The organism is Paenibacillus pasadenensis (assembly GCF_023715725.1).
GTDB lineage: Bacteria > Bacillota > Bacilli > Paenibacillales > Paenibacillaceae > Paenibacillus_O > Paenibacillus_O pasadenensis_A.
Map to the genome: position 1 here is coordinate 284,594 of NZ_JAMBOT010000006.1, position 13,007 is coordinate 297,600.

The window sequence follows — 13,007 nt, forward strand, 5'->3', positions numbered from 1 at the left end:
AGGAATTTCTGCCTCGTCCTTTTTTCGTTTTGCGGCCGCTGCTGCAGAACAACGTGCAACCCTGCGGATCCCGAGTTCTAACTTAACTGAGACGCTTTATTTGACTATTTTCTATTTTACGGACAATAAGGCGTCTCAGTTGCGTTAACGCTCCAATTAGGTGTTTTTATTCAAAATAAGCGCGCTCAGTTGCGTTAGCGCTGACGGACAGTGAGACTAGGCAAGTAAAATATGCTAGACGCTCGCTTAATGATTTAGCCGAATACGCTAGAAAGAGTTCCAAGTAGACGTAAAAAAAGGAACGCTTGTAGTCGAGCGTTCCTTTTTAACGAGAGACACTGCTTCACTTTGAATTGCGCCGCTTCTCCAGCGACTCCTTCCGCGCCAATATGACCTCGCTGCGATCACGCACCAGATGGCGATTCACCACTGAATTGTCCAATGGAGCCAGCTCGCACCAGCCCGCACCGATCGCGCCGCATTGCTCCTGAGCCGCTTGAAGCAGCTCCGGATCGCGAATTGGCAGCGTCCAGCTGGCATAGGCCAACCGATCCCCCGCCTCCAGCCTGCACGCTGCCTCGTCAAGCGCTCTCAGCAGCTCAGACGCATCCAGACCGGCAAGAGAGAGATCAGCCGCAGTCAGCCGCTGCCAGGCCGAACGCAGCATTTTGCGCGCGCCTTCAAAATTGCCGCGGCGCAGGTGATACTGGCCAACCGCGATTTGAATCAGACCATGCCATAAACCGGCGGCGGGATCTTCCGGATGCTCCTTCCAATATTCTTCCAGAAGCTCGTGGCATTCAAAATAATCGCGTGTTCCATGAAATTCGGCGAGAAAGCGGACATAAGCTTCGGGATAAGCGTGTGTCGTTAACATCGGATTTCCTCTTTTCGCTATAAAAAGCCGGCATGCCGGACATAATGGTGATGGAAAAAAAATTAAAAAATTAATGAAACCTGCCTACCATATTAGACGTATAGGCATAAGAACGCAATGCGTTTATTCATATTCCACCTACGGAGGGGACATTGTAACCAATGAAAAAAGGATTTATCCTCATGCTTGCCTTCACGATCATGCTTGCCTTCACAGGGATCGGCACTGCGGACGCCAAGCGGGGCGGAATGAAATCTCCGCGCCAGAGCTACACCGATACAAAAAAATCCGATAACGTTCAGCGCAGCGACGCAACGAAAAATAACGGCGCAACGAATACGGCTAAAAAACCAAGCTTTGGCAGCAGCATGATGAAAGGCCTGATGATCGGCGGTCTCGCCGGCCTGATGTTCGGCAGCCTGTTCGGCGGCATGGGCTTCATGGGCGAGATTCTCGGCCTGATGATCAACCTTCTGGCGATTTTTGCCCTGATCCTGCTCGTTCGCGCGCTCTTCGTTTATATCCGCAGCAAGCGCAAGCCTGAGCCGGACCACCGGAGACCTTACTAATCGTGATGCGGCTGTCGATGGATGAAATCATCAATGCCGTATGTTTAAGCGAAGCTTCCCGCCGCGGCATCCAGCCTTCACAGGTTGAGGTGCAGCTGAGCTGGGAGGAAGAATACGGCTTTACTGCGGAAGTATGGATCGGCGAACGCTCTCACTATGTCGTGGAAGCCAACCTGAAGGAAGCCATTGAGCAGTACGTTTACAAGGAATACGGCCGCAGGATCTTTCGTTCTCAGATTACGCTGGATGCGGACGAAGAGTTCTGGGCTGACATTCATGATTAATTCAAACAAGCCGGGCGCTGAATGCGCCCGGCTTTTTCATTTGCCCCAACCCAACTATCTCCGGCGGAAGGCCAGCGTTGCATTGATGCCGCCGAAGCCATAGGAGTTGGATAGCGCCGCATCCAGCCTCATGTTTCGGCCGAAGCCCGTCACAAGATCCAGCTCCGCTTCATTGTCAGGGTCCTGCAAATTAATCGTTGGCGGCAGCCAGCCGCGCGACAGCGACAGCGCCGTGATCGCCGCCTCAATCGCTCCCGATGCGCCTAGCGGATGGCCGTACAACCCCTTTGTGCCGCTGACGGCGACGGGCCGGCTGCCAAAAACGCTGCGGATGACGCGAGATTCCGTTACATCGTTAAGCGGAGTAGAAGAGCCGTGCGCATTCACATATCCAATGTCCTCCTGCAGCATATCGGCATCGTGCAGAGCAAGTCTCATCGCCCGCTGCGCCTGCGTGCCGCAGGGCAACGGCGCGCTCATATGATGCGCGTCGTTGCTGACGCCGAAGCCGCTCAGCTCGGCAAGAATGGTTGCGCCGCGCGCTCTTGCATGTCCCTCCTCCTCGATGACGAGCACAGCCGCACCCTCGCCCATGACAAAACCGTCGCGGCTGCGGTCGAACGGCCGGCTCGCGGAATCAGGCTGCTCGTTGCGGGTCGACATCGCTCTCAGCATGTCAAACGCGCCGAATGAAAGCGGAGAAAGCGGCGCTTCCGAACCGCCTGCCAGTATTGTATCCGCCTCTCCGCGGCGGATTGCCTGCAGCGCGCGGCCTATCGCTACCGCTCCCGAGGCGCAGCTCATCGAATTCGTTTCGTTCGGTCCGGTAAAGCCGAACTCCATCGCCATATTACAGGAGGATGCGCCGCCAAAAACCGAGAAGCCAAGCGTCGGAGAAACGTTCCGGTAACCGCCGCTCATGAACTGGCCGCACTGTTCTTCCGCATAAGCGATGCCTCCAAGAGCGCTTCCCATAAATACCCCCGTCCGGTCGCTCTCCAATTGCGACGGATCGAGGCCGGCATGCTCCAGCGCCAGACGGCCGGAAGCTATGGCCAGCTGTGAATAGCGGTCCGTGCGATGCGCTCGCTTCCGGTCCATATACTGCTGAGGCTCGAAGTCGCGGATTTGGGCAGCGATCCGGCTTTTCAGCCCGGAAGGCACAAACCTGTCAATCGGCCCAACCGCACTTTCGCCTCGCCGCAGCCCTTCCCATAACCCTTCCGCACCTGTTCCGACAGGCGTAACGCAGCCAATGCCGGTAATAACGGCTTTACGTTCTTTCATGTTGCACTCCTCCTTGAGCCAAGCTCTGCCGCCGTTTTCAGACCTAGCAGCGTCCGTTCGGCAATGGCATGCACAAAAGCCGGACCGATGATGCGGCTCGCCGCCAAACGTCCAACGGCAGGGCGTTTCCATTCATGGACAATGGAAGCTTTACTGCCCTCTCCGTGCGGCTCCACCTTCCATTCCACATCCATTCCGGCCGTAATCCCCTCGATATGCCGGTATAGGATTCGGCGATTATGCGGCTCGGATGACATTTCGCTCACCCACCAGACCGGCCAGCGAAACGCCCCAAACGGACGGCAGGCGCGCATTTCGACTATGCCCCGGCTCGCTTCTCCCTTGCGAAAGTAAACCTGGCTATAGTGGTTTAAATGCTGCGGCCAGCGCTCCACCTCGGCTGCGTACCGGTACACCTCATCCGGCGGTGAATCGATATAAGCTTCATTGTACGTAAACATGCTCTAGTCCCTTCTCTCCTTTTAAATAGTCCGGACTCGGCAGTCGCCGACGAGGGCTGCCAGCCGCTGAGCGCTCCCGGTAAGCTTCAGTCCGCGCAGCGCCGTCCGAAAAAGAGCCGGCCTAGCAGCTCCGTATTCAATCCACCGCTGCAGCATTGAGCCGGCGGCAAATTCCTTGCGCAGCTGCTCCGAATAGCCTTGCAGCGCTGGCGGACCTTCTACAGCTGCCAGCAGCAGCCGCTGCGCCGCCAGCTCCGCTCCGCGCAGCGCACGATAGATGCCCTGTCCCGTTAAGGGATCGTAATAACCGGCCGCATCGCCAACAAGCAGCACGCGTCCCGAATGCGCCTGCCTTACCGGAAAATCAAACGGACCGCAGGCCAGCACCTCGCTCTCCAGCATGGCATCAGCGGCCCGCTCTCCAAGCTTGGGCGATTGCAGCAGCGAGCGGAGCAGCGCTTCAGGACGTCGGCGCAGGCTTGGCGCAATTCGCGCCGCCTCGGCTGAAGAGAGCGCCAGCGTTGCGTTAGCCGCTCCTCCCTGGAGCGGTGCAATGCCTATGACGCTGCCGCGCTCCAAATGCAGCTCTACGAGCACATTTAAACCGTGCAAGCCGCTAATGCGAGCGGTTAACGCCAGCTTGCGCAGCGGGCCAGGCGCAGCTTGCAGACCGGCCGAACGGGCGACGGCAGAGCGCAGCCCGTCCGCTCCAGCCACATATTTTGCCAGCAGCTTCGCCTGCACGCCTTCCCGGACTGCCGCTGCCTCACAGCCGTCGGCATGCTCACGCACCGACAAGATGCGGCAATCCGCAAGCAGCTCCGCTCCGGCAGCAAGGGCTCCCTGCAGCAGCCATTCGTCCAACACCTCTCTCCTGCAGGCCCATCCAGACCAGCCGTTTGGATAACGGGCCTCAAGCGCCACTCCTCCGCTATGCAGCACCCAGCCTTCCAGCGGCTGCGTCTGCTCTCTCAGAAAAGCTCCCAGCCGCTGATCAGCCGGACTTCGTCCGTCACTCCCGTCAGATCTGCTATCCGGTTTAGCGCCAGCCAGACGGATTACAGCCGCCGCCGCTCCCGGATTAAGCGATTCGCCGCAAGGCTTGCGCCTCGGAGGACGTCCCGCATCTGCAATGGCAACGTGAAGGCCGGCCCGTGCCAGCCGCCATGCCAGCGCACTGCCTGCCGGACCGGCTCCGCAGACGAGCACATCAAACATCGCTGACCAGTGCGATCCGATACGGGAAATGCCGCCGCACCTGTCCTTTCAAGCCGGCTTGCTCTAACAGCGCCCGCGCCTCATCCGCCGTGTAGGAGCGGCGGACCGAAAGCGGACCGTCATGCCGGGTTACCGGACTGCGCCATACGGTCATTGCCAGCAGCTTGGCAAAACTGTATGAGGCCCGGCTGCGCTCCAAATCCGTTACAACCCAGCCATAACGCGTCACGCGCTGCATTTCAGCCAGCATGGCAACTGCATCCTCGTCGCTCATATGATGCAGAGCCAAATTGCTGAAGGCCACGTCAAAGCTGCCATCCTCAAACGGTAGCTTTCGCCCATCACCAACCTGAATGGTTATCGCTTCATGCTTCTCCGTCCGCCTGCGCGCCAGATCGGCAATCGATGGGCTGATGTCCAAGCCCGTAATACGGACTTTCCAGCCCTTGCCGGAAGCCCAGCGATGCACTTCAATCGGCTGATCCGCCATCCCGGTGGCAACATCCAATACGGTAATCGTGTCCGCCCGCCCGGATGCCGCTCGGCTTAACAGCCTCTTCAAATGATGCAGCAGGGGCGGATTGCCGCCTAAATAACGGTTGACCGCCCACACTTCCCGCAAGCTGTGTTCGAGCTCGGAAGGCGTTGCGGCTCCTTCCTCATCCAGCCACTCTTTTTCATGATGGCGTTTCATAGCATTCCTCCTTCCGCCTGCTCTGATCGTAGTATGAACGTTCATTTCCACGATCATCCATAATCGGTAAGATTCATCTGCATGGCGGAAGGTTAATTTTCAAAAGGAGCAATTGGCAGGACGAGCTTTTACCGCAGCAGAATCTATTTTTCCGGCGCGGATCGCTGTCCAATCATTCCCACATAACCAAAACTGTTGCGAAGCGTCTAACTAAGGCGGAGAACTGCGCTATTACCGACTACATAATTGGAACTGCTCGAAACGTTAATAGGACAACAAGATCATAGGAGGAATAAACGAATGAACAAAACTCCGCTGGCTATTGCGGCAGCTGCCGTAATCGGCTTGCAGGCTGTATTTTCCATTGGTGTTTCCGCTGCTCCTGCAGCAACGGTCAATGAAATTAGCCAATATCGCGTCTATCAGAATGACCGCCCTTTAAAGGAATTTGCCCGGCTGGCTGACGCCAAAACGTTTGCCGCCCGTTATTCTTACAGCCGTGTGGAACGAATCGCCGGCCGCGAATGGATATGGGACAATCTGCCTCGTTATAAGGTCTATCAGAACGGGACAAGCCAAGCTGCCTGGGAATTTGGCGTTTACGACGCAGCATTAAAAAAGGCCAGATCGCTTCCGTCCGCGCAAATCCGCGACCTGGAACGGCCGGGCTGGGTGTATAACAAAGCGCCGCGATATCAGCTGTTTCAAAACGGCTCGACAAAGCCGGCCTGGAGCTTCGCTGCGCTAGACGCAGCCAAAAAGGAAGCGGCAAAATGGTCTAAGGCCTATATTATCGATGTCGAGGCGGCAGCATGGGTATGGGACAATTATTCGGAGGCACAAATAAAAGCTGCCCGCGCAGGCAGTCCCGTCTATACGGTTCTCGTTGACGGAGTTTCCGCAACGAACAAGGTGTACGCATTTGCGCGCGACGCCGCGCAAGCCGCCCGCGCAATTGCCCGCAGCCAAGTGGTGAACAGCGCCAGCGGCGCAGTCATCCTGTCCCGCTTGCCTGGCTATCAAGTGCTGCAGAACGGTAAAGAGGTCGCCAGTTATTTCGCGCTGCAAAGCGCAGTTGAGAAAGCCCAGGCGCTTTCCAACTCTCAAATCGTGCGCGACGGCCTTGTCTGGTGGACCAATGCGCCTTATCTGTCCGTCATGCAGGGAGATGAGCTGCTGAAAAGGTTCCACACCCGGAAAAGCGCTGTATCTTACGCATCCGGCTTCACCGGCAGCCGTGTCGTCACGGCGGAAAACCGGACCCTTTGGCGGCAGCCGAAAGCTCTCGAGGTGCTGGGCTGGAGCGGCACCTCCGACCGGAACAGCATCGTCACTCAGCTAGCAGGCACGCAGGGCGTTGATATCTCGTCTCCAACCTGGTATAAACTCGCTGACGCCACCGGCAAGCTGCAGGACGACTCATTACCGGAGCTGGTCGCATCGCTCAAGCAGCGCGGCATGAAGGTGCAGCCGCTCGTGCATAACGGGTTTGATCCCAAGCTGACGAGCGCTTTTCTTGCAGACGAAGCCGCGCGTCAAACGTTCGTCAAAAGCATTGTTCTCAGCTTGAAGGCAGCAGGCGCAGACGGTCTGAATTTGGATTTTGAAAGTATCGCGGGCAAAGACCGTTCACGGTATACGCTGTTCGTTGAAGAACTGGCTTCCGCGCTGCATCGCGCGGGTCTTGAGCTGTCGATTGACCTCCCGCGCGGAGACGTAGCCTGGGATCATCTGACCGCCTATGACCACCGTGCAATCGCCCAGGTTGCGGACAGGATCGTTATTATGGCTTACGACGAGCACTGGCAAGGCGGCGAGGACGCCGGTCCGGTGTCCAGCCTGGGCTGGGCCGAGGGCGGCATCCAGCAGTTCCTTTCCTACGGCATTCCCCGCTCCAAGCTTGTACTCGGCATTCCGTTTTATGTCCGAGTGTGGCAGGTAGATGCGGCAGGCAAACCGGTGACGAGCCGGGCCGTATTTATGAAGGATGTTCCCGAACTGATTCGCTCCAAAGGCGCTTTGCCGACGATGGACCCGGACGCAGGGCTGCAAAAATACACGTACAAGGAAAACGGCAAATCGTATGTATTCTGGGAGGAAACAAACAAAAGCATTATGCAGCGCATTTCTCTCGCTAAAAAATACGATCTGGCCGGCATCGCTGCCTGGAGACTCGGCTACGAGCCGGAGGCGCTGTGGGGAGAAATCGTGAAGGTAAAGGAATAACGAGCACTTATTCATATCCAACTTTATAATGAAAAAAGCTTGACCTTACCGATTCCGGAAGGTCAAGCTTTTTTGTTAATTTGGCGACAAGAACGGAAACGGATTACACACTTAACTCTCTTCCTACCATTTCCGCTTTGCTTCTTGCTCCCCACAGCTCGTAATAGTGGGCTGCTTGCCTGAACAATTCCTTCGCTGCCGTCTCCAGGCCGATATTTCGGCGAAACATCCCCGCACGCTCATAGGCAAGCGCCTGATAGCGGATAAACCCGCTCGATTGGGCCGCCTCAAGCGCCATATCGTAACACTGAACCGCCTTCTGTTTTTTTCCGCGGCGTTCGGCCGCCGCTGCGCGAAGCATCCATAAATGCATCGAAAACATATCCGGGTTGGCTTTTGACCATACAACCGCCTTCTGCATGCCCCTTTGTAAAATCTGACGCGCCTGCTTTTTGCTCTTCCCGCTCAGTTCGCCATAACGGTCGCTTGCAATGAGACTGGAGAACAGCACGTATTCCTCCATAAAAGCCGAGCCGGCGAGCGAACGGACGTAGAGCTCGGCATCCTGCAGCGCCTGATAAGCGCGAAGCGGCTCGTTACGCATAAAATAGAGCTTCATCCGGTGCAGATAAAATATAGCAAGACCGGTTTTGTAACCGCTCGTCTCCATCCGGTCTAAACAATCCTTTTCGCGAAAGCCATCTCCGTCAAAGGAGCATAAATCAGACAGCTCGCCGGCCAGATTCAGATAATATTGGCGGGCAAGCTGCGCCGTCAGCAGCGAGGCTTTATACTGCGTTTGCCGAATTTGCGAGATGCTTAATTCCATGTTGCGGATCTGGTGGGGCAAATCCATCGTCGGATGCCACAAATTGCGGTAATACGACGCATGTGCCTGATACATCAGGTCTCCTGCCTGCTGGCAGCTAAAAACCGCACGCTCGAACCATTCCGGCAGCGTGTGCCAAGATTGTTTCCAGCCGTGATCAAACAGCGTATAAAGCGTAAGCACCGCACCGCGCCACTGAACATCGTTGAACTTTTCATTAATGTTGACGCCGAGCCGCCCATAGCGGAATGCGCCTTCAGCGTCCCCGGTTCCGGAGAGCAGCATGGAATAACCGATAAAAGCAAACGCCGACTCTGCCGCGACCCCGTGTTGAAGCGTAAGTTCAACCTTTTTGAACGCCAGCAGGCTGAACAGTTCCGGCTGTCCTGAAATAAACGCCGAAGGAAACATATTAATGAGCAGCCGCATTTTTAACAAAACAGAAGGCTCTTTCATCGATGGACCGGCTAACAGCTCTGCCTCGTTTTTTTTCCGCAGCGCCAGCTTTGTTTGAACGAGGCCCTTCAGCACATGAAGTTTGGTCGGTTTGGCGGGCAGAATCACTCCAAGCAGCTGAAGTCCGTTCCGTCCGCTGCTCAGCGATTCGGCGAGCATCCCCAAATACATATAGTGGCTCGATTGCATCGCCCGGACTTCAGCAGCCGCGTAAGGGCTTGCCGCCTCGAAGAGAAGCTCCTGACAAGCCTCCTCCGCCTCCCGTACTCGCCAGGTCAAAAAGCTGCATTCCGCATATAAACGATTGACATGTGCGCGCAGCCAAGACGTCTGGGTAAGTCCCGAAGGTGGCAGCAAGGGACGAATGCGCTCCAGCAGCATGTAAGCCGTCTCATATCCATGGGCCAGCTTTGCCCGATGAGCCGCGCGAGCCATAAGATGAATGGCGTTCATCCGTTCTTCCGCATCGATGAGCACATCGAGCCCCTGGCAAAGATGCAGCGCCAGATGGACCAGCCGGTAATCCTGCGGTTCTTCTTCCTGCTGATCCATCATCATTTGCGCCATCCATAGATGAGTTTCAGCCGATTCCTCCGGAGTTAACATCGCACTAAACGCCTGCTGCAGGCGGCCATGCCGAAACCGAAAGGTTAGTTCAGCCGGAGCTTGAAACAACCCCGATTCAAGCTCCGCAGCCGCAAACCGCAGCAGCTCAATCGACTCGTAACCGGCGCTCAGAAGCCCTTCCTCTAAAGACGCGCTGAGCGACGACAGCAGCTCTTTTTCGCAGCCCTTTCCGATGCGCAGCAGCATGCCGTAGTGAAAATCGCCGCCAATAATTGAGGCCAGCGAGAGTATGCGCCGCATGTGCTCCGGCAATCTGCCCAGCCTGTCTGTCAAAAAATGCAGCGCATCCCCTTCTGACGATATTTGCCGCAGCGTCTGCTCCCGCCAGTTCCATTCACCCTGCTGTTCATCGTAATAAAGTCCGCCGCAGCGATGCAGCTCAAAAAGCAGCTCATGGATAAAAAACACATTGCCTTTTGTGCTCCGCAGAAGGGCAGCAGACAGCCTCTCCCTGTTCATCGCGTTCATGTTCAGGCTGCCGCCGACCATTTCCTCCACATGAAACCAGCCGAGCGGCTGCAGCGAGATGAATAGTACACGAGAGCTGAGTCTAAACCGCTCAAGCGCCTCTTCAACGGTACGGTCCGCTTCCTGGTCGCGGCATGCCAGCAGCACGAGCAGACGGCATGGATGCTCACAAGCGGATAGCTTTTCGAGCAGCAGCAAGCTTGGCGCATCCGCGTTATGCACATCATCGAGAAACAATATCATTGGCGGACCTGACGATGCTAAAAAGGTGATAAACCGAACAAATACCGAATAAAAACGGTTGGAATCCTCCTTCGGATTCAGCGGCTCCAGTAAAGGCTGCCGCCCAATCAGCTGCTCCAGCTCCGGGATTAGAGCCGTAATTAAACTGCCGCAGCCCTGCAGCTCTTCCATTAGCTGATGGGACCTGGTTAAAAGCATTTTTCTGCTAGCCTGGCGGCTCAGCATATGGTCAAGCCATCCTCGGAGAGCCTCCGCTATGGCGGCGTACGGCAAATGCCGATTGGATGAATCAAACCTGCCCTCCAAGAAATATCCTTTCATCCGGGCCAAATCCGGCCTAAGCTCTTGGACAAGCGCGGTTTTTCCGGCACCGGCATCCCCATGAATAAGAGACGTCACCACTGTGCCGGAGCCGCTTATTTTCAGCAGCGACCGAAGCTTGTCAAGCTCCGTGTCCCTTCCATACAACCGTTGCGAAAGCCGGAAGCGCCAGTCGGAATCAGCCTCTCCGGTTATGCCTTCCCATTGGCCCTGCCGAGCTTTCAGCAAATCCGCTTTAATGCCCTCGATGCTTCTATAACGCTCATCCGGCTCTTTCGCCAGCAGTCTCATCACGATAGCTGACAGAAACGGAGAGACTTTGCCGCCCGTTGCCGCAAAAGGAGAGACGAACAGCTTGGCCAGGCTATAGTGAATCTGCTCCTCCTGCTCCTCGGCCGTGTAAGGCGGCTTGCCCGTCAGACCACTATAAAGAATAATGCCTAACGCGTAATAGTCCGCTCTGTCATCAACACGCCGGTTCATCCGCCCCGTTTGCTCCGGGGAACGAAAGGGAAAGGTCCCTCGCGGCCCATAAACGCTATTGAATCGGGGTTCACGGCCAATCGCTTCGACCGCGCTGCCTAATTCAATCGGCTGAATAATCCGCTTCTCGCGGTTCCAAAGCAGGCTGCCCGGTTTGAGATCTCCATAAATGAAGTTACATTCATGCAGCTCTCTTAAAAGCTCGCAAACCTCCACTGCCAGCTCCAGCAATTCGTCGATGTCCGGCTTTCGTTCCAGAACCGTTTCCAGCGGCTCGCCGCCCGAATCTCTGAAAATGAGCGCGTAGACTCCGCCTGCAGCGGCCGGACCATAGTGGCGAGCGTGCTTTGAAGCTGCAAAGCCGTGGCTGAGACGCCCCATCAGGCGCTCCTCATGCCTCAGCCGCGCCATATCGTAGCTGTCTCCTGCACCGGCGCGAAACGTTTTAATGAGCACGGCCTCTCCCGTATTGATGTCCCGCCCGCGGTACACGATTGTTCGATCCGATGTAATTAAAACTTCTTCCGCTTCGCAGCATCCGAATGATGTCATTATTTTCATCTCCATGTTCCGGATGCCCCAGGCACAATTTCAGCATCAAACTTTAATATATAGGCGAACGCCAGCCACATGATCCAGCAGTTGACGCCAAAAAACAGATAGCCGAAGTAACCGAGCACCGGCATTTCGGAAAAGAGATGAAACTTGTCCAAATAGGGGACGGAATACTTCCAGAAGTTTGGATTAATTACGATATCAGAATTGAAAAATCCGCTGCCGTAATTCCAAAACTCCCAAAACAATCCGTTCAGCAAAGTAGCTATGGCAATCAGCAACAGTGGCGACCAATTTCCTTGCCGCAGCGGGGAAAACGGCGTCCACAGCCCTGCCAGCGCCATCGCTGCCGATAACAGGGGCACGAGAGCAACCCACAACACCCAAAAAAGCTCAAATGGAAAATATCCCATTCCAAAGGCCAGCGCAACTCCGCCCGCATACAATAACCAAATAGAGCTGCGGGACAGGTTAAATTTAGGGCCGTTTGTGTATCGATCGCGAATTCCCGGAAATGTCAGCAGCAGCGTATACCATTCAAATATGGCCGGAAGTACAGTTGTATAAGATAAGGAAAACCAGAAAACATTGCCGAAATCAGACAATATATCCCGGTTGGGATAATACCAGTTCTCCAGCACAAAAAAGTTGAGATATTCAAACACAAACCAGCTGAAGCAGGATACGGCGGCCAGAATCTGCATGAGATGCGGCTTTTTCGAAATAATGGAGCTGCCGCCGCTTCGCTTGTATACGATTCCGTCGAGCAGCAGAATAAAAGACCACCAGAGCGGCACAAAGGCGAAGGCGTTCAGCTCCGGCAGAAAGGGAATACGGAACCACATCAGCAGCCAGCTGGCTAACAGCAACGGCAAGCTCCACCAGAACCAGACTGGAAACCCGCTTGAAGCTGCTGAGCGATACGATGCCGATGTTAATGCCGCCTCCGACGCTGCTGCGACTTCGGCCTGAGCTGCAGAGAGCTGCTGCCTGGAGGCAGGCCTGTCCGCTTCGAAAGCCGGTTTGTCGGCGCTGGCTGAACGGAAACCGAAAAGGCGCGGAAAAGCAAGAAACAATACGATAAATACAGCCACCATACAGGCAAAAATAAAGTATCCAAGATTAAAGCCAGGGGGAGCAATAGCTTGTTGAGCGGGAAATTCACCATAACCAGGCGGCAGGCCTTTCCAACGGATTAAACTGCCGGCCAGCGGAAGGGTGAAGATCAGTACGGAAGTACCGATTAACAGCGATGTTTGAGACAGCTTCCATTTCATTGAAATCCCCCTATTCATGATTGAAGGCATTGTAGGCTGTTTTAGGCGGAAGCCTCTATCTATTTGTCGAAATGGGAACGGAACTAGTTTACCTTTTCGCCCCAATTCTTTCAATATTTTTCCTTCAATTCG

At 55.5% G+C, this 13,007-nt stretch carries 10 protein-coding genes; 3 read left to right on the forward strand and 7 right to left on the reverse strand.

The annotated features are described in order from the left end of the window. Positions 1-343: 343 nt before the first annotated feature. On the reverse strand, positions 344-877 hold the full coding sequence (locus M3223_RS16590; protein ID WP_251563509.1) for a DUF309 domain-containing protein: 534 nt from the start codon (positions 875-877) through the stop codon (positions 344-346). A gap of 161 nt (positions 878-1,038) precedes the next feature. On the opposite strand from M3223_RS16590, the gene M3223_RS16595 reads away from it, so the two are divergent. Further along, complete coding sequence (locus tag M3223_RS16595) at positions 1,039-1,446, forward strand: hypothetical protein (protein ID WP_251563511.1); 408 nt, start codon at positions 1,039-1,041, stop codon at positions 1,444-1,446. Between the two features lie 5 nt (positions 1,447-1,451). Beyond that, positions 1,452-1,730 carry a DUF2653 family protein gene (locus tag M3223_RS16600; protein ID WP_251563627.1) on the forward strand — a complete coding sequence of 93 codons (279 nt, stop codon included), beginning with the start codon at positions 1,452-1,454 and terminating at the stop codon, positions 1,728-1,730. 54 nt (positions 1,731-1,784) lie between these two features. Here the strand turns inward: M3223_RS16600 and M3223_RS16605 are convergent, their stop codons facing one another. From M3223_RS16605 to M3223_RS16620, 4 genes are read right to left on the reverse strand one after another with little or no spacing between them, the layout of a single operon-like run. Then, a complete protein-coding gene (locus M3223_RS16605) occupies positions 1,785-3,017 on the reverse strand; it encodes a beta-ketoacyl-[acyl-carrier-protein] synthase family protein (RefSeq protein ID WP_251563513.1) in 1,233 nt (410 codons plus the stop codon). After that, positions 3,014-3,478 (reverse strand): SRPBCC family protein, encoded by a 465-nt coding sequence (locus tag M3223_RS16610; protein WP_251563515.1) that lies wholly within the window; start codon positions 3,476-3,478, stop codon positions 3,014-3,016. The genes M3223_RS16605 and M3223_RS16610 overlap by 4 nt, the downstream gene beginning before the upstream one ends. A 21-nt stretch (positions 3,479-3,499) precedes the next feature. Then, positions 3,500-4,696, reverse strand: a complete 1,197-nt coding sequence (locus M3223_RS16615; RefSeq protein WP_251563517.1) for an FAD-dependent monooxygenase — start codon at positions 4,694-4,696, stop codon at positions 3,500-3,502. Then, a complete protein-coding gene (locus M3223_RS16620; protein WP_251563520.1) occupies positions 4,689-5,390 on the reverse strand; it encodes a methyltransferase domain-containing protein in 702 nt (233 codons plus the stop codon). Before M3223_RS16620 ends, M3223_RS16615 begins: the two co-directional genes overlap by 8 nt. 300 nt (positions 5,391-5,690) lie before the next feature. Between M3223_RS16620 and M3223_RS16625 the strand changes: the two genes are divergently transcribed. Further along, positions 5,691-7,616 (forward strand): glycosyl hydrolase family 18 protein, encoded by a 1,926-nt coding sequence (locus M3223_RS16625; protein ID WP_251563522.1) that lies wholly within the window; start codon positions 5,691-5,693, stop codon positions 7,614-7,616. 103 nt (positions 7,617-7,719) lie between these two features. On the opposite strand, the gene M3223_RS16630 is transcribed toward M3223_RS16625, so the two are convergent. Together M3223_RS16630 and M3223_RS16635 are read right to left on the reverse strand one after the other, a co-directional pair. Further along, positions 7,720-11,595: an ATP-binding protein gene (locus tag M3223_RS16630; protein WP_251563524.1), complete on the reverse strand. Its 3,876-nt coding sequence runs from the start codon at positions 11,593-11,595 to the stop codon at positions 7,720-7,722. A 5-nt stretch (positions 11,596-11,600) separates the two neighbouring features. Next, positions 11,601-12,875, reverse strand: a complete 1,275-nt coding sequence (locus tag M3223_RS16635; protein WP_251563526.1) for a small-conductance mechanosensitive channel — start codon at positions 12,873-12,875, stop codon at positions 11,601-11,603. Between the last annotated feature and the right edge of the window lie 132 nt (positions 12,876-13,007).